This is a genomic window from Actinosynnema sp. CS-041913 (assembly GCF_050942485.1).
GTDB lineage: Bacteria > Actinomycetota > Actinomycetes > Mycobacteriales > Pseudonocardiaceae > Actinosynnema.
Window position 1 is genome coordinate 3048969 of the sequence record NZ_CP192037.1, and the last position, 15487, is coordinate 3064455.

Annotated in this window: 16 protein-coding genes; 10 read left to right on the forward strand and 6 right to left on the reverse strand. The window is 71.7% G+C overall.

What is annotated here, in order from left to right; genetic code table 11:
- Positions 1-20 precede the first annotated feature (20 nt).
- Positions 21-3839: a trypsin-like peptidase domain-containing protein gene (locus ACQPZF_RS14715; protein ID WP_433271969.1), complete on the forward strand. Its 3819-nt coding sequence runs from the start codon at positions 21-23 to the stop codon at positions 3837-3839.
- Positions 3840-3862: 23 nt separating this feature from the next.
- Positions 3863-4258 (forward strand): DUF1992 domain-containing protein, encoded by a 396-nt coding sequence (locus tag ACQPZF_RS14720; RefSeq protein WP_433271970.1) that lies wholly within the window; start codon positions 3863-3865, stop codon positions 4256-4258.
- 30 nt (positions 4259-4288) lie between these two features.
- Here the strand turns inward: ACQPZF_RS14720 and ACQPZF_RS14725 are convergent, their stop codons facing one another.
- Both ACQPZF_RS14725 and ACQPZF_RS14730 read right to left on the reverse strand, forming a co-directional pair.
- Positions 4289-4474, reverse strand: coding sequence for a DUF397 domain-containing protein (locus ACQPZF_RS14725; protein WP_433271971.1), 186 nt, complete (start codon positions 4472-4474; stop codon positions 4289-4291).
- Between the two features lie 17 nt (positions 4475-4491).
- Positions 4492-5349 carry a helix-turn-helix domain-containing protein gene (locus tag ACQPZF_RS14730; protein ID WP_433271972.1) on the reverse strand — a complete coding sequence of 286 codons (858 nt, stop codon included), beginning with the start codon at positions 5347-5349 and terminating at the stop codon, positions 4492-4494.
- Positions 5350-5495: 146 nt separating this feature from the next.
- Here ACQPZF_RS14730 and ACQPZF_RS14735 point away from each other — a divergent pair, with 146 nt between their 5' ends.
- Together ACQPZF_RS14735 and ACQPZF_RS14740 are read left to right on the forward strand one after the other, a co-directional pair.
- On the forward strand, positions 5496-5744 hold the full coding sequence (locus ACQPZF_RS14735) for a zinc finger protein (RefSeq protein ID WP_433271973.1): 249 nt from the start codon (positions 5496-5498) through the stop codon (positions 5742-5744).
- The gene (locus ACQPZF_RS14740) at positions 5741-6655 is read left to right on the forward strand and encodes a Scr1 family TA system antitoxin-like transcriptional regulator (protein WP_433271974.1); all 915 of its coding nucleotides are present in this window, start codon (positions 5741-5743) and stop codon (positions 6653-6655) included. The genes ACQPZF_RS14735 and ACQPZF_RS14740 overlap by 4 nt, the downstream gene beginning before the upstream one ends.
- A gap of 38 nt (positions 6656-6693) precedes the next feature.
- On the opposite strand, the gene ACQPZF_RS14745 is transcribed toward ACQPZF_RS14740, so the two are convergent.
- Complete coding sequence (locus ACQPZF_RS14745) at positions 6694-7167, reverse strand: GNAT family N-acetyltransferase (RefSeq protein ID WP_433271975.1); 474 nt, start codon at positions 7165-7167, stop codon at positions 6694-6696.
- Positions 7168-7268: 101 nt separating this feature from the next.
- On the opposite strand from ACQPZF_RS14745, the gene ACQPZF_RS14750 reads away from it, so the two are divergent.
- From ACQPZF_RS14750 to ACQPZF_RS14760, 3 genes are read left to right on the forward strand one after another with little or no spacing between them, the layout of a single operon-like run.
- Positions 7269-8795: an NAD(P)-binding domain-containing protein gene (locus tag ACQPZF_RS14750; RefSeq protein WP_433271976.1), complete on the forward strand. Its 1527-nt coding sequence runs from the start codon at positions 7269-7271 to the stop codon at positions 8793-8795.
- Positions 8792-9832 carry an alpha-hydroxy acid oxidase gene (locus ACQPZF_RS14755; RefSeq protein ID WP_433271977.1) on the forward strand — a complete coding sequence of 347 codons (1041 nt, stop codon included), beginning with the start codon at positions 8792-8794 and terminating at the stop codon, positions 9830-9832. Before ACQPZF_RS14750 ends, ACQPZF_RS14755 begins: the two co-directional genes overlap by 4 nt.
- Positions 9826-11076: a cytochrome P450 gene (locus ACQPZF_RS14760; RefSeq protein ID WP_433271978.1), complete on the forward strand. Its 1251-nt coding sequence runs from the start codon at positions 9826-9828 to the stop codon at positions 11074-11076. The genes ACQPZF_RS14755 and ACQPZF_RS14760 overlap by 7 nt, the downstream gene beginning before the upstream one ends.
- Before the next feature lie 51 nt (positions 11077-11127).
- On the opposite strand, the gene ACQPZF_RS14765 is transcribed toward ACQPZF_RS14760, so the two are convergent.
- Positions 11128-11751 (reverse strand): TetR family transcriptional regulator, encoded by a 624-nt coding sequence (locus ACQPZF_RS14765; protein WP_433271979.1) that lies wholly within the window; start codon positions 11749-11751, stop codon positions 11128-11130.
- Positions 11752-11845: 94 nt separating this feature from the next.
- Here ACQPZF_RS14765 and ACQPZF_RS14770 point away from each other — a divergent pair, with 94 nt between their 5' ends.
- On the forward strand, positions 11846-12514 hold the full coding sequence (locus ACQPZF_RS14770; RefSeq protein ID WP_433271980.1) for a hypothetical protein: 669 nt from the start codon (positions 11846-11848) through the stop codon (positions 12512-12514).
- A 102-nt stretch (positions 12515-12616) separates the two neighbouring features.
- On the opposite strand, the gene ACQPZF_RS14775 is transcribed toward ACQPZF_RS14770, so the two are convergent.
- Positions 12617-13216, reverse strand: a complete 600-nt coding sequence (locus tag ACQPZF_RS14775) for a TetR family transcriptional regulator (RefSeq protein ID WP_433271981.1) — start codon at positions 13214-13216, stop codon at positions 12617-12619.
- A 60-nt stretch (positions 13217-13276) separates the two neighbouring features.
- Here ACQPZF_RS14775 and ACQPZF_RS14780 point away from each other — a divergent pair, with 60 nt between their 5' ends.
- Together ACQPZF_RS14780 and ACQPZF_RS14785 are read left to right on the forward strand one after the other, a co-directional pair.
- Complete coding sequence (locus ACQPZF_RS14780; protein ID WP_433271982.1) at positions 13277-14041, forward strand: GAF and ANTAR domain-containing protein; 765 nt, start codon at positions 13277-13279, stop codon at positions 14039-14041.
- Positions 14042-14127: 86 nt separating this feature from the next.
- Entirely contained in the window at positions 14128-15051 is a 924-nt protein-coding gene (locus ACQPZF_RS14785; RefSeq protein WP_433271983.1) for an aminoglycoside phosphotransferase family protein, read from the forward strand.
- 133 nt (positions 15052-15184) lie between these two features.
- On the opposite strand, the gene ACQPZF_RS14790 is transcribed toward ACQPZF_RS14785, so the two are convergent.
- The gene (locus ACQPZF_RS14790; protein ID WP_433271984.1) at positions 15185-15445 is read right to left on the reverse strand and encodes a helix-turn-helix transcriptional regulator; all 261 of its coding nucleotides are present in this window, start codon (positions 15443-15445) and stop codon (positions 15185-15187) included.
- Positions 15446-15487 lie beyond the last annotated feature (42 nt).

A 15487-nucleotide genomic window follows, 5' to 3' on the forward strand; every position in this document is an offset into this window, starting at 1 on the left:
TCTCGCTACAGTTACCGCTCGTGACCATCGGTGACCGGATCGCTCCGGCCCTGCTCCGGGTGCGGGTGTCCGGCCTGGTCGTCGGCGCGGGTTTCCTGGTGACTCCGTCGCTGGCCGTGACCTGCGCACACGTCCTCACCGACGACCCCACCGCCGAGCACCCGCCGGTCGACCCGGTGCTGGTCGACTTCCCGCTGCTGGGTGGCGCTGCGGTGGCGGCGCGGATCGTGTCGTGGCGGCCCGTCGAGCCGGACGGGTCGGGTGACGTCGCCGTGCTCGGGCTCTGCCCGCCGGACGGCGCGAGGCCCGTGCCGCTGACCGGGTCCGACGACGTGTGGGGCCATCCGATCCGGGTCTGCGGCTTCCCGGCGGGGTTCGAGGACGGGCGGTGGCTGTCCGGTGCGCTGCGCGGCAGGCAGGGCACGGGCTGGTTGCAGATCGAGGCCGACGGGCCCGTGCGGTCCGGGTTCAGCGGTGCGCCGGTCTGGGACGAGACGGCCGGCGGCGTCGCCGGGATGCTCGTCACCCGAGCCGGCGAGCGGACCGCTTTCCTCGTCCCCGCAGCGGCGCTGGGTGTGTCGTCCGAACTGCCCAACCCGTTCCGCGGCCTGGAAGCCTTCGGCGAGCAGGACTCGCCCTACTTCTTCGGCCGCGACCACGACATCGCCCGCCTCCGCGCCCACCTGGCCGACCGGGACCTCGTGCTGGTCGTCGGCCCCTCCGGCAGCGGCAAGTCCTCGTTGGTGAGAGCGGGTCTGCTGCCGTCGCTGAGGCACGACGGCGTCCACATCTCGGCGCTCAAGCGCACCCCCGGAGCCACCGCCGCCGAGACCTTCGCCGACCTGACGTCCGACGTGGAACCGGGGCGCTCGCTGCTCTTCGTGGACCAGTTCGAGGAGATCGTCGACGAGGACCCGGCGCTGGCCCGCGAACTCCTCACCCTCGTCACGAACGCGCTGTCCCCGAACCGCCGCGCCGTGCTGACCATGCGCACGGACTCGTTGGACGGCCTGCTGACCGCCACCTCGGCCGACGCGCTGGAGCACGCGGCCATGCTCGTCGGCCCGCTCGGCGGCGACGGCCTGCGCGCCGCCATCACCGGGCCGGTCAAGGCGGTCGGCGGCGTCGACTTCGAAGACGGCCTGGTGACGAGGATCCTCGCCGACGCGGGCGACGAGCCGGGCCGCCTGCCGCTGGTCGAGTTCGCGCTCACCGAACTGTGGCCGCGAAGGACCGCCGGCCGCCTGACCCACGAGGCGTACGACGAGATCGGCGGTGTGTCGGGCGCGCTGACCCGCTACGCCGACCGCGCCCTGTGGCTGCCCGCGACCAGGGCCCGCGACGTGCTGACCCGGCTGGCCCGGCCCGACGGCAACGGCGGATACGTCCGGCGACGGGTCCACGTGTCCGAAGTGGACGACCGCCGGACGTTGGAGACGTTGGCCGCCACCAGGCTCGTGGTCATCAGCGACGACGTCGCCGAGATCGCCCACCAGGCCCTGCTGGACCGCTGGGACCGGCTGCGCGGCTGGCTGGCGGCGGACCGCGAGTTCCTGGCCTGGCGCGCGGACCTGGACCACCGCATCACCCAGTGGGAGGAGTCCGGCCGGGACCGCAAGAGCCTGCTCGGCGGCGTGGCGCTGGCTCGGGCGTCGTCGTGGCGGGACAAGCGGGAACTGTCGGCGCGGGAACGGGACTTCATCGACCGCGGCCGGTCACGGCAGCGCCGGGAGGTGTGGAACTGGCGGGTCGTGACGGCGGTCATCACGGTTATCGCACTCGTGGCGGGTGTGCTGCTGGTCCGCACCGAACGGCAGCGCGGTGAACTGGGGGAGCGGCTGCGGGAGGCCAACGCGACCGTGCTGGGCCAGGAGTCGTTGCGACTGCGGGACATCCAGCCGGAGACCGCGTTGCAGCTCGCCTTGGCCGCGTGGCGGGAAGCGCCCGGCAACCCGAGCGCCTACCAGGCCCTGCTGGCCCAACGGCAGGCGTGGTGGTCGGTGGCGGAGGTCATGCCGCGTGACGCGGCCGGCGCCGTGGCGAACCGGGACGGCACCGTCATCGTGACCCGGGACGACAAGGACAAGGCCACGGTGTGGCACGGCGACCAAGGTTGGGTCGTGCCGACGGAAGGCGTGGGGCGATACGCGGTCAGCCCGGACGGCACGACGCTCGCGATGACGACCAAGTCCGGGCACCTGGTCCTGTGGGACATCGCGGGGCGGACCGAAACGCGGCTGCAAGCAGACCTCGACGTCGCCACGAGTTCCTTCCGGTTCGACGCCACGAGCGGGAGCCTGACGCTGGTGGCCGGCCACCGGCTGGTCGCGTGGGACCTCCGGACCAAGGAAGTCCTGGTCGACGTCGAATGGGGCGAAGGCGACGCCGTGCTGCTGCCCGACCGGCGCACCGTCCTGGCCGAGACGACCTCGTCCGACGACGTGAGCCAGGTCGTGCTGCGCGAGGTGACCGGGCGCGAGCTGAAGCGCTTCCCGGAGCTGTCCAGGATTCTCGGCAACGGAGAGGCGGTCGTCTCCTGCGTCCCGGACGGGCTGCGGCTTCAAACGGTCGCCACGGGGGAGGACCGGCACATCGTGGTCGGCCGGAACCCCTGCTACCCCTCGGACAAGCCCCGCTGGCTGGCGGGCGACGGCTCCGGCCGGTTCCTCAGCCTCGTTACGGAGCGCGAGAACTGGGACGACGTCACGACCTACCTGCACTGGCCCACCGGCCGCCAGTACAGCGTCCGGCAGCGGGCGACCCTCGCCCACGTCGTCGGACGCCTGACGTCCGAGGGCGCCACGTTCACCGCCATGGTCGCCGGCCACCGGGTCGCGACGCGCCTCCACGCGGACCGCCCGGACCCGTCCCGGCTTGCGCCGTTCCCGAATTCCGCCCACGTCGCGTACCACCCGGACGGCCGAACCTGGGCGGCCGTGATCGAGGAAGGCGTGCTGATCGGCGACCGCCTGGTGCCGTGGCCGGAGGCGCGGCGGGCGCGGTTCACCTCGGACGGCCGCCGGCTGCTCGGCACGGACGGCCGCGAGCTGCGCGTCTACGACGCCGCCACCCTGAACGAGGAACGCCGGCTCCGGCCGCCGGGAGAGGGAGAGTCGGGGCTGTCGTTCGTGCTCCTGTCGGACCACGAGGTGGTCACCTTGTACGGGGGCAACCTCACCCGGTGGCGCTTGGACGCCGACCCGGCGCCCGACCCGTTCCCGCTGGCGTCGGACTCGGCGCGGCTGCGGTTGATCGCCGACCGGGGCACGATCCACGCCCGTCCCGGCCATCCGGGCGAGATCGTGCTGGACTCGCCTTCGGGCTTGGAGCTGTGGGACGTCGCCACCCGCCGCCTGGTGCGGCCGTTGGCCGGTTTCGAGAAGATCCGCCGGGGTGAGTTCGCATTCGACGCGTCCGGGACTCGGGTGGCCGCCGTGGAGTCCGGCGCGCCGGGCGTGCAGGTGTGGGACGTCGAGCGGGGGGTTCGGCTGGCGCGGTTCCCGGTGGACGCGCGGGAGATCGTGGCGTTCCTCGATGACACGGTCATCGTGGAGGTGTCCACGGGTGTGCAGGTGTGGCGGGACGCGACGATGGTCGCCGACATCCCGCTGTTCGACGCCGTGTGGGGGAGCTTCCGCGTGCGCGACCGGGCGCTGCACTACCTGGCGCGGCAGTTCCGGGGCGACGGCAAGGCGGTCGTGCGGGAGTGGTCGCTGCCGGTGCACCCGGAGGACGTCTTCGACCAGCTCTGCGGGATGGCCGACCGGGAGTTCACCGACGAGGAGAAGGACCGGATGCTGCCGCCGGGGGTCTCCGCCGGACGGCCGTGCGACCGGTAGCCTGAAGGTAGGGGGTGATGGGCATGACTGAGCGCAAACCCGCTGGTGTGAGCTTCGAGACGTGGATCGAGCGGCAGATCCGGGAGGCCCAGGAGCGGGGCGAGTTCGATGATTTGCCGGGTGCCGGGAAGCCGTTGAGCGGGTTGTCCGGGCCGCACGACGAGCTGTGGTGGGTGAAGGAGAAGATCCGCCGGGAGGAGGGGACGGCGCTGCCGCCGACCCTCCGGTTGCGCAAGGAGGCCGCCGCCGCTCGCGAGGCCGCCGGGCGGGCCGGGTCGGAGGAGGAGGTGCGGCGGATCCTCGGCGAGATCAACGAGAAGATCCGGGACGCCATCCGCAAGCCGATGTCCGGGCCGCCGCTGAATCTGATGCCGTTCGACGTCGAGCACGTCGTGGCGGAGTGGCGGGAGCGGCGCTGACGCCCCCGGCGGGGTGCCGGGGGCGGTGTGTCACGCGTTCTTGAGGGTGTTCAGGAGTTGGGTGAAGGCCGTGGTGTCGAAGGTGAGCACCGGGCCTTCGGGATTCTTCGAGTCGCGGACGAGCAAGCCGGCGGTGTCATGCGCCAGTTCGACGCACGCTCCGCCGTTGCCGCCGCTGTAGCTGGACTTACGCCATTGGGTGGGGACCGAGGCCATAAGCCGGGACCTCCTTCTCAGGTCGACAGTTCGCTCACGACTGTAGCCAGGAGGGCACTGCTCTTGGTGGGTGACAGAGCGGTGCCCGCCACGTGTCGGAAGGTTGTCTCGTACTGGGCGACGTGGCTCGGCTCGTCCACCGAGTTGGCCGTGGTCAGGCTTTCCAGGTACACGATGTTGCGCTGGTTGTCGGCGAACCTCAGCAGGATGAACGGGAAGTTGGCCGCCGCGTGTGCGCCGGCGCTGAACGGGATGACCTGGAGCGTGATGTTCGGCTGCCCCGCCAGCTTTCGCAGGTGCTGCAACTGCGCCTTCAGCACTGCCGGGCCGCCGACCTGGGTGCGCACCGCCGCCTCGTGCAGGATGACGTGCTGCAATTGCGGGGTCGGCCCGGTGATCCGGGCCTGGCGTGACTGGCGAGCCTCGATGAGTCGTTCGACCTCGTCCGGATCGTGGTTGGGGTTGGCTTCGATCAGCGCTCGCGCGTAGTCGGCGGTCTGGAACTGGCCTGGGACCAGTTCCGGGTGGTAGAGCAGGACTTCGGTGGCGATCTGCTCCAGGTTGAAGTACCTCCGGAAGAAGTCGGGCAGCACCGTGCCGTACGGGGTGCGGGGACGGCGCTTGCGGGCTTCGCGGGCCAGTTCCTCGATCGGCTTGCGGGCCTGCTTGGAGGCGCCGTAGAAGTCGAGCAGGACGTGCAGCTCGGCCGCGCGTATAGCCACGTCGCCGACTTCGATGCGCCGGATCTTGGCCGGTGAGCACTCCAGCACTTCGGCCGCGTTGTCCTGGGTCTTGCCCATGGTCTCGCGCAGGGACGTGAGCGCCATGCCCAACTGTCGCTTGTAGACTGTCGGGCTCGCGCCGTTGCCGGACATGACCACCTCAGCTTTCCTCGGCTTTCCTGGTGCCCGATCAGTCTGCCGGACATCGGCGGAATCGTCCTTCACTCAATGGTGTACTCCCCAACCTGCACCTGCAAGCTTTAGCGTTTTCCTGCCCGTTCAGGCCAGGGGAGGACCCGATGACCCGCGCTTTCCGCTGGATGCCGCACGACGGCCGCCGGCATGCCATCCGCAGTGAACTCGCACCCCGCGAGGAGGGGGCCACGCTGTGCGGCCTGCCGCTGACCGTCCCGCCGTCCCAGTCCTACGTCAACTGGTGCTGGCCGACCTGCGCCGACTGCGACGTCGCGTGGCGCACCCACGAGGGCATCGCGGTGTTCCCGGGGCAGCGGACCGACCGGCCGGACCAGCCGGCGTGCGCGCGATGACCGGGGAGCCGGGCGCGATGAGCTTCCAGTCGTTCGTCGCCAAGGGGTACGCCGAGGGGGAGACGATCCGCGCGCTGGCCGCCGTGACCGGCCGGTCGTACGGGACGGTGCGCAGCGCGCTGGTCGCCGGCGGCGTCCGGATGCGCAAGCGCGGCCACCGGCCCACCACGACGATGATGGCGGTCGCCGACGCCCGTGCGCGGCGCGAGGAGCTGTCCGTGGAGCTGCTGCGCGCCCGGCTGTCCTCCGGCCTGACCGGCGCGGCGGCGGGCAAGCGGGCCGGCATCAGCCAGTCCAAGGTGTCCAAGGTGGAGACCGGTCGGCTGCTGCCCAAGGTGGTGGACGTCGCGCGGCTGGCCGACGTCTACGGCGTGTCGCCCGAGGTGCGTCGCAGGCTGCTCGCGTTGGCGGCCAAGGTGGTGCGGGACGCCGAGCACCGGAGGGCGGTGCTGCACCGGGGCGGCGCGCGGCGGCAGGTGGCGATCGCGCGCGCCGAAGCCGACGCGCGGACCGTGCGGGCGTTCGCGGTGTGCGGGGTGCCCGCTCAGCTCATGCGCGAGATCAGGCCGAACGTGCGGCTGGTCGTGGTGATGTCCGAGGGGGCTTTGCGGTCCGCGTCGGAGCACTGGGATCGGCTGCGGCAGGTCAGTCGGCAGAGGAACGTCGAGTTGGGCGTGATCCCCTGGCACGTCCGGGTCGACCTGCCGGACGCGGGGTTCGTGGTGTTCGACGAGAGCATGGTGGTGTTCGATCTGTTGGCGGGCAACGTGGTCATCACCGACCCGGACGATGTGCGCGGGCACTTGCGGAGTTTCCAGCGGTTGCACGGCAGTGCGTTGTTCGGTGACGGGATGCGGGCGCTGCTCGACAGTGCGCGGTCGGAGTTCGAGCAGCGGCGGTCGGCGCTGTAGCCGTTCACGGGACACGGGCAATCCCGGTCGGCCGAATGCTAGATGCCCTTGGCCATGAAGATCCCGGTGCGCGAAGGGTCCGAGACCAGGTTCCGCCGTCGTCCGGTGGGGGTGAAACCGAGGCGGGTGTAGAGGGCGATGGCGGCGGTGTTGTCGTCGGTGACCGCGAACTCCATCACGGTCGCCCCGCGTTCCCTGCCCCACTTGACGATCGCGTCGATGAGCCGTTCGCCGAGCGACTGCCCGCGTGCGCTCGGCGAGACCCACATGCCGGTCGCGTCGAGCACGCCGCTGCCGTCGCCGCGCAGCGAGCAGCCGGCCATGCCGAGCCAGACGTCGTCGTCCTCCACCACGAACATCACCCGGTCGGCAGAGGTGGTCCACGGCGTCCAGTCGACCGCCTCCTCCGCCTCCCTGGGCCAGAAGTAGGCGTGCGGCGCGTCGTCCAGCGCTTGGAGGCGCAGCGACCGGAGGCGGTCGGCTTCGCCTTCCCGAACCGGTCTGATGTCCATTCGCGCACTATGCCGGCCCGGAAGTGAACCAGAGTCGACCGCGGCGGCGTAATGGACGGCAGGGCGCAACGAACGGCAGGCAGACACCCTCGGAGGTGCGCATGACCGACGTCGACTACCTCGTGATAGGCGCCGGACCGGCAGGATTGCAGTTGGGCTACTTCCTGCACCAGGCCGGCCGGAGCTACCGCATCCTGGAGGCCGGGCCCGAACCGGGCACGTTCTTCCGGACTTTTCCCCGGCACCGCAAGCTGATCTCGATCAACAAGCCGCACACCGGCTCCAGCGACCCGGAGCTGAACCTGCGGATGGACTGGAACTCCCTGCTGTCCGACGACCCCGACCTGCTGTTCACCCGGTACAGCGCGAGGTACTTCCCGCACGCCGACGACCTCGTGCGGTATCTGGCGGACTTCGCCGAGAAGACCAAGCTCGACATCCGCTACGACTCGCGGGTGGTCGAGGTGCGGCGGGACGGGCACTTCGTGGTGCGCGACCAGCGCGGCGAGGTGCACACCGCCGAACGGCTCATCGTCGCCACCGGACCGTCGAAGCCTTACGTGCCGGGAATTCCCGGCATCGAGACGGCCGAGTCCTACCACACGGTCAGCACCGACCCGGCGGACTTCACCGACCAGCGCGTGCTGATCATCGGCAAGGGCAACTCGGCGTTCGAGACCGCCGACAACCTCGTCGAGACCGCCGCCGTGATCCACGTGGCCGGGCCGCACTCGGTGCGGCTGTCGTGGCAGACGCACTTCGTCGGCCACCTGCGGGCGGTGAACAACAACTTCCTCGACACCTACCAGCTCAAGTCGCAGAACGCCGTGCTGGACGGCAACATCCTGGACATCCGGCGCGACGGCGACGGCTATGTGGTCACGGTGAGCTTCGTGCGGGCGGACGAGGTCACCAAGGACCTGCGCTACGACCGGGTCATCGCCGCCACCGGGTTCCGGTTCGACCCGTCCTGCTTCGCGCCGGACTGCGCGCCGGAGCTGGTGATCAACGACCGGTTCGCGGACCTCACGCCGGAGTGGGAATCGGTCAACGTGCCGGACCTGTACTTCGCGGGCACCCTGATGCAGGTCCGCGACTTCAAGAAGTCCACCAGCGGCTTCATCCACGGGTTCCGCTACTGCGTCCGGTCTCTGCACCACATCCTGGAGCGCAAGTACCACGGCGTGGCGTGGCCGCACACCGAGGTCGCGGCGGACGGCTTGGCCGACGCGATCGTCGAACGGGTCAACCGGACGTCCGCGCTGTGGCAGCAGTTCGGCCACCTCGGCGACGTGGCCGTGCTCGACGGCGACCGGGTCCGCTACTACGAGGAGCTGCCCGTCGCGTACGTGCCGGAGTTCGCCGACGACTGCTACGTGATCACGCTGGAGTACGGGCCGGACCACGACAAGGTGGACCCGTTCGACATCTCCGTGCGCCGGGTCGCGCAGAACGCGCCCGAGCAGGCCTTGGACGCCGCCTACCTGCACCCGGTCATCCGGCACGTCCGGCACGGTGAAGTCCTCGCGGAGCACCACTTGGCGGAGAACCTGGAGAACGAGTGGACCGGCGAGGAGACGCACCGCGCGCCGCTCCGCCGGTTCCTGGCCGCGCAGCCGGTCCGATGAACACCGGCGCGGTGTCCGTCGCCGAGTTGCGGGACGAAGCGCGGCAGCGGCTGCCGAAGGCGGTCTTCGACTACATCGACGGAGGTGCGGACGACGAGCACACGGTGCGCGCCAACACGTCCGCCTATGCCCGGATCGGTCTGGTCCCTCGCGTGCTGCGCGGCGGCGGCACGCGCAGCCTGACCACCCGGCTGCCCGGTGCGGAGATCGCGTTCCCGCTGGTGCTCTCGCCGACCGCGTTCCAGCGGCTGGTCCACCCGGACGGCGAGGTCGCCACCGCGCAGGCGGCGGCCAAGGCGGGCACGGTGATGGTGTGCAGCATCGCCGCCACCACGCCGATCGAGGACATCACGGCGACCGGCGCGGACGTGTGGTTCCAGCTCGACATCCAGCCGGACCGCGCTTTCACGGCCCACCAGGTGGCACGGGCCGAGCGGGCGGGCTGCCGGGCGCTGGTCGTCACGGTGGACACGGCGGTGTTCGGCAACCGCGAGCGCGACCGGCGCAACGGGTTCACCGAGCTGCCCGACGGGCTGCGCTGCGAGAACATGGTCGACGCGGACGGCGTGCTGCGCCGGGTCGAGTTCGACGCGGACCTGACGTGGTCGGACCTGGACCGGCTGCGTGACCGCACCGGATTGCCGTTGGTGCTCAAGGGGATCACGCACCCGGAGGACGCCCGCCTGGCGGTGGAGCACGGCGCGGCGGCGGTCCTGGTGTCCAACCACGGCGGGCGGCAGCTCGACACCGTCCCGGCCACGGTAGACCTGCTGCCGGCGGTCGTGCGGGCCGTCGACGGCCGCGTTCCGGTGCTGCTCGACGGCGGCATCCGGCGTGGCACGGACATCCTCAAGGCCTGCGCCCTGGGCGCGACCGCCGTCGGCATCGGCCGGCCCGTCCTGTGGGGTCTGGCGGCCGGCGGCCGGGAGGGGGTCGAACTGGTCCTGGAACGGCTCCGGGCCGAGCTGGAGCGGGCGTTGGCGCTGTGCGGGTGCGCCGGGCCGGGGCAGCTCACCGAGGACGTGATCCGGTGGTAGTCCTGGCGGTGCTCGCGGTGCTGGGCAGTCTCCCCTACTGGCTGCCCCGGACCGTGGTCGCGGCCCGGATCAGGATCTTCGCCCGGATCAACGGGGACGAGGGCATCCCGGTGCCCGGCGACCTGGTGGGCCTGGAGGACTTCCGGCGGGTGTACGAGGACCCGGCGGCGGACGGCCGAAGCCGGGGCGCGGTGCTGTCCGACCTGTTCTGGTACTGGCTCGCGCCGGGACCGCAGGTGCACCAGGAACACCTCGAACCCGGCCCGCGGTACCAGGACGTGGCCCGCACCACCCGGCGCGTCCTGGCGACCACCATGGCGCACGCCGAGCGGTCGGCCACGGAGTGCGCGGAACGGGTCCTCGGTGGACTGGGCGGTCGCCGCCTGGTCCGGTTGCGGGACCTGATGATGCCGATCTGGGCGGAGTTCAACTACGAGCTGGTGTACGGGGAGAAGTGCCCGCGGCACGCGCGGGACCTCATCATCGGCAACGCGAACGACGTGGTGTCGTCCATCAAGTGCACCGGTCTGCGGCACATGGATCGGCGGGAGCGGCTGACGACGTACCTGCTGGACAATCTGCACCGGGTCGCGCACCCGCTGCCCGCCCTGCTCGACGAGCAGGAACGGGCCTGGTACCTGCAGGGCACGTTCTTCAACACGGCCGTGGTCCAGTCGTCCGAGGCGATGACGCACCTGCTGCTCGTGCTGGCGGAGAAACCCGGTGCGCAGCAGCGGATCGCGGACGGCGACGACGCCGTGCTGGACGAGGTGGTGGACGAGACGTTCCGCCGGTTCCCGCTGTTCGGCATCGCGCACCGCATCACGTCGGCGGACATCGTGGTGGACGAGCGCCGCACCATCCCGAAGAACTCGGTGCTGTGCTTCAACTACCCGGCGTTCCACGAGGCGGGCGGCAGCATCCCGTTCGGCGTGGCGGGCAACCGGCCGTGCCCGGCGCGGGTCGTCGCGCCGATCACGATGCGGGCGGTGGCGCGGGCGGTGCTGACCCGTTTCACGGTGCACTCGACGGCCCGGCACACCCGGTCGATGCCCAACCGGGGACCGTGCGTGCTGGTGCCGCGCGGTGGCCGGAAACCGTTGGCGCTGCTGGCGTTCGTCCGCGCCCGCGACCGCTGGGAGGACGTGTGGCGCGGCGTCGTGCAGCTCGTCCTGGGCACCTACATGGTGTGGGACGCCCGGCGGCAGCGGCTGTGCCAACGCCACTTCGCCGGCCACGACTGAGAGGCAGGCGCATGGACGACGCGGCCGGGCACAGGGCGGAGGTGGTGTCGGTTAGCTGACCAGGGCCGTGGCGCGCACGTGCGCACGGCGTTCCGGGGCGACCAGGTGCTCCAGCCGGTGCCGCCACATGGTGGCCAGCCGGTCCGCCGGGTCGCCCCGGCTCGTGATCACGGTCATCGCCTGCGAGCCGATGACGGCGGCGGCGATCCCGTCCGCCTCGTCGCGGGTGTCCAGGCCGGGCCGCACCTCGCCCGCCGCGACGGCCTGCCCGAGCAGGTCGCGCACCATCACCACCAGACTGACGAAGTGCACACCCGCCAGGAGTTCGAACAGTTCGCTGGTGAACAGCAGACGGACGCCCACCCGGACGGTTCGGTCCGTGTGGGTCAGGGAACCCATCCGGTGAGTCAGGTCGATGAGCGTCTGCAACGGCCCCGCCCCGGAGTCCTCCACCTCGGCGCGCACCTCGTGCCAGCGCCGGAAGTGCTCCTCCACGACGGCCACCGCGAGCGCTTGCTTGGAGGGGAAATGCCGGTACAGCGCGCCCTTGGTGACCGAGATGGCACGGCACACGGAGTCCAGCGAGGTGCCTTCGTAGCCTTGGCGGTCGAACAGCTCGATGCTCGCCGCGACCAGCCCGGCCCTGGTGCGGGCACCCTGTGCCAGGTCGTTCAAGGAGTCCTCATCTCGGCGGGCAACGCCTCTCGATCACAAAGGGTAGGTACCCGGACACGTTCAGGTCAACACATCGCTGTCGCCGGGGCTCTCCATGCGTGACGACCGGCTGGAAGTAGAGCTGTCCGGCGCGGACGGCGTCGCGGTCCTGTCGGCGTTCGGCCTGCTGGGGCCTGCCACGTATACCCGGATGCGGGACGTGCTGCTGAAGACCGTGCTGGCGCTGCCGAGGGGCGTCGTGGTGGACATGACGGACCTGCTGGTGGACCGGGACGGGGCGGGCGGTGTGTTCCAGGCGGTGTGGGCGCAGGTCGAGGACTGGCCGGGGGTGCCGATCCTGCTGGCCGCGCCCGGGGACTCCGGCTGCTTCTCGCTGCCCAGCTACCCGACCGTGGGGGACGCGCTGGCCACCGTGGGCGAGTCCCCGACCCGCCGGGTGGTCCGGACGCCGCTGCCGTTGCGGGGCGGCGGCGCGTTCGCCCGCCTGGTGGCGGAGGAGACGTGCCGGATGTGGGGGTTGAGCGCGGTCGCCACCGATGCGGCCGACATCGCGCAGGCGCTGGTGGGCCTGGTCGCCCGGGGTGTCCGCCCGAGCGTCTGGCTGGAGCGGTGGCAGGGCGGGCTCGTGGTCGGGGCCAGTGAGGACACGGTCGTGCCGTGCAATGCGCTGGACCTGCGCTACGCGGCGACCGGTGGGATTCGCTGCGGCTGGTCCACGACGTGGTCCGACGGCACTCTGGTGTGGGCGGTGCTCGACTGCTGACCGCTGTGGGACGGGGTGCACGCCGGACCGGCGGGGAAACGCCCGAATCGTCCGGGTCGGCGGCCTGGCCGGACTCGCCGCACCCGGGCCGGAACGACGACCTCACACCCGGAACTTGCGCGGCGGCTCCACCCGCAACGTGGCGCACACCTCCGGGCGGGCCAGGGCCGGCAGCCAGATCCGCCACACGCCGGCGACCTGGCGGAGCACGCCGTCCGGGTGCTCCACCGCCATCGACATCAGGTGCACGCCCACCAGCGCCGCGATCACGGCGTCCGCGCACGCTTCGAGGTCCAGGTCGTCCCGCAGCTCGCCGCGGTAGTCCGCGGTGCGCAGCAGGTCCCGCACGGTCGACGTCCACTGCGCGATCTGGCGGTCGGCCACGTCGTCGCAGATCGGCGCCTGGAACAGCAGCCGCTGCACCACGGCCCGGTCCTGGTTCACCAGGTAGCCCAGGTCCACCATCACCTGCAACGGGCTGCGGTGGACGCGTTGCAGGTGCTCGCGGTTCTTCGCCCACTCCCGCGCCTGCCGGTCCAGCACCGCCACCGCGAGCGCCTTCTTCGAGCTGAAGTGGCCGTAGAGGGCACCTTTCGTCACGCCTGCCCGGTCGCACACGTCGTCGATGGTGGCGCGCACGTAGCCGTCGCGGTCGAATGCCGCCGCTGCCGCCGTGAGCAGACCGTCCCTCGTGGTGGTCACGGACACGATTGTCCTCGGCTCGCCGGGCACACCACAACCACTGTCTGCGAGCATGGCGGGATGGGCAGCCGACGACCGGACGAGGAGCGCCGCGGGTGGCTGTGGAGCAGGGTGCGCCGTCTCGCGGCGGACGAAGGGCTCCCGGTCGGCACGCGGCACGTCTGCCTGACCGCCGCCGCCGTGCTCGCGGCCCGCGACGTCGTGGTCTACCAGGTGGCGGACCACAGCCGGTGGGAACCGGTGTGCGTCAGCGGTCCGGTCGGCGACCTGGTGAGCGAGGCTCAGATCACGCTCGGCGAAGGCCCCGCGGCCGACTGCATGCGCGACGAGCACCCGGTGTCGGCGAGCGACCTCACGGCGGTCGAGGAGGTCGCCCGCTGGCCGGTGCTCGGCCCGTTCGCGCTGTCCCACGGTGTCGCGGGGATCCTCGCGTTCCCGGTGATGATGGGCGCGGTCGTGGCCGGCTGCCTGGAGGTGCTGCGCCCCACGCCGGGCCCGCCCACCCACCGGGAGGTGGCGGACGGCCTGCTGCTGGCGGACGCGGCGACGGTGACGCTGCTCAACGCCGTGCCACCGCCGTTGGGCGCGGACCCGTTCGCGGACGAGGTCGAGGCGCGCTGGGCGTCCGTGCACCAGGCGACCGGTGTGGCGGCCGTCCAGTTGGACTGCGACCTGGCGACGGCGTTCGTCCGGCTGCGGGCGTACGCGTACCTGGCCGGGCGGCGGCTGGGCGACGTGGCGGCGGACGTGCTGGCGCACCGGCTGGAGTTCCGCGCGGAACCGGATGTCGAGCCCGACACCAGGCCCGAGGCGGGTCAGGGGTGAGCCCCGGGTCGCACGGTTGACCGTGGAAGATTCGAATCGGCCCTCCGCGGCCGGCGATGCCCCCTGACTTGCCGAAGGAGTCCGACATGAGCGCGCCGAGAGCAGTCGAGGTCCCGGATTCCTTGGCGGCGTCTTACGCCAAGGCTTTCGGCGAGCCGGGCACGGCGTGGATCGCGGCACTGCCCGCGCTGGCCGCGCGACTCCTGGACCGCTGGGAGCTGCGACGGGACGGCGAGGCCGGGGCGGGAGAAGCCTCGCTGGTGTTGCCGGTACTGCGCAAGGACGGCACGGGCGCGGTCCTCAGGCTCCAGTTGCCCAGGGAGGAGACCACCGCCGCGCTCATCGGGCTGCGGACGTGGGACGGCGAGGGAATGGTTCGGTTGCTCGACCACGATCCGGGCAGCGACGCCATGCTCCTGGAGCGGTTGAACGGCTCCCGCACGCTCACGTCGATCGAGGACGACGACGAAGCGATGAGCATCCTCGCCCAGCTCCTGGGGCGGTTGGTCGCGGTGCCCGCGCCGCCGGGACTGCGGAGCCTCGGTGACATCGCCGCCGGGATGCTGGAGCAGGTCCCGCGAGCGGTCACGGCCCTGGCCGACCCCGCCGAGCGGCGACTCCTGCGTGGCTGGGCGTCGGCGGTGGCCGAGCAGGCCGGCGAGCCCGGCGACCGGATGCTGCACTGGGACCTGCACTACGACAACGTCCTCGCCGCGGAACGCGAGCCGTGGCTGGCCATCGACCCCGAGCCGCTCGCCGGGGATCCCGGCTTCGACCTGTGGCCCGCCCTGGACAGCCGGTGGGACGACGTCGTCGCGAAGGGCGACCCCTCGCGCGTGCTGCGGCGCCGCTTCGACCTGCTCACGGAGGTGCTCGACCTGGACCGCGCGCGTGCGGCCGGCTGGACGCTGGGGCGGCTGCTGCAGAACTCGCTCTGGGACGTCGAAGACGGCGAGACCGCGCTCGCCCCGTCCTCCATCGCCATCGCGGAGTCGTTGCCGAACCGTTGAGGCGGTCCCCGGTTCCCGGCCGCGGGTGGACAAGTGCTCCGGGGCCTATGGGTGAATATGCGCCATTGCGGCCCGCATTCGGTGTGCGGGGGCGACCGGTCGCACGGGTGGCGGGCAATGCGCATTCGGCGGGTCAATGCCGTCGGCGGGAGGCGCGCTCGATTGCGGCGGCGCGTTCCAATTCCTGCTGTGGGGTGTCCAGGACCTGGCCCAGCCAGCTTCGCCAGTAGGGGCCGGGGATGCGCTTGCCGCGTTCCCACCGGGACACCTCTTCCCTGGTGACACTGGTGTTGCCGGACGCGGCGTGCAGCCGCTCGGCCAGGTCGTCCTGGGTCAGCCCCCGCCCACGTCTCAGTTCGGCGAGGATTTCACTCATCGGTCCGGGCAGTGGCACGACGGCATCCTTTCCGCTCTGTCCGACGGTTTGCCCGCCATT

Excerpts from the sequence above, each read along its gene's own strand:
- ACQPZF_RS14720 (WP_433271970.1), top strand. The coding sequence starts at position 3,863 with ATGACTGAGCGCAAACCCGCTGGTGTGAGCTTCGAGACGTGGATCGAG.
- ACQPZF_RS14725 (WP_433271971.1), bottom strand. The coding sequence starts at position 4,474 with ATGGCCTCGGTCCCCACCCAATGGCGTAAGTCCAGCTACAGCGGCGGC.
- ACQPZF_RS14730 (WP_433271972.1), bottom strand. The coding sequence starts at position 5,349 with ATGTCCGGCAACGGCGCGAGCCCGACAGTCTACAAGCGACAGTTGGGC.
- ACQPZF_RS14735 (WP_433271973.1), top strand. The coding sequence starts at position 5,496 with ATGACCCGCGCTTTCCGCTGGATGCCGCACGACGGCCGCCGGCATGCC.
- ACQPZF_RS14740 (WP_433271974.1), top strand. The coding sequence starts at position 5,741 with ATGACCGGGGAGCCGGGCGCGATGAGCTTCCAGTCGTTCGTCGCCAAG.
- ACQPZF_RS14745 (WP_433271975.1), bottom strand. The coding sequence starts at position 7,167 with ATGGACATCAGACCGGTTCGGGAAGGCGAAGCCGACCGCCTCCGGTCG.
- ACQPZF_RS14750 (WP_433271976.1), top strand. The coding sequence starts at position 7,269 with ATGACCGACGTCGACTACCTCGTGATAGGCGCCGGACCGGCAGGATTG.
- ACQPZF_RS14755 (WP_433271977.1), top strand. The coding sequence starts at position 8,792 with ATGAACACCGGCGCGGTGTCCGTCGCCGAGTTGCGGGACGAAGCGCGG.
- ACQPZF_RS14770 (WP_433271980.1), top strand. The coding sequence starts at position 11,846 with ATGCGTGACGACCGGCTGGAAGTAGAGCTGTCCGGCGCGGACGGCGTC.
- ACQPZF_RS14780 (WP_433271982.1), top strand. The coding sequence starts at position 13,277 with ATGGGCAGCCGACGACCGGACGAGGAGCGCCGCGGGTGGCTGTGGAGC.
- ACQPZF_RS14785 (WP_433271983.1), top strand. The coding sequence starts at position 14,128 with ATGAGCGCGCCGAGAGCAGTCGAGGTCCCGGATTCCTTGGCGGCGTCT.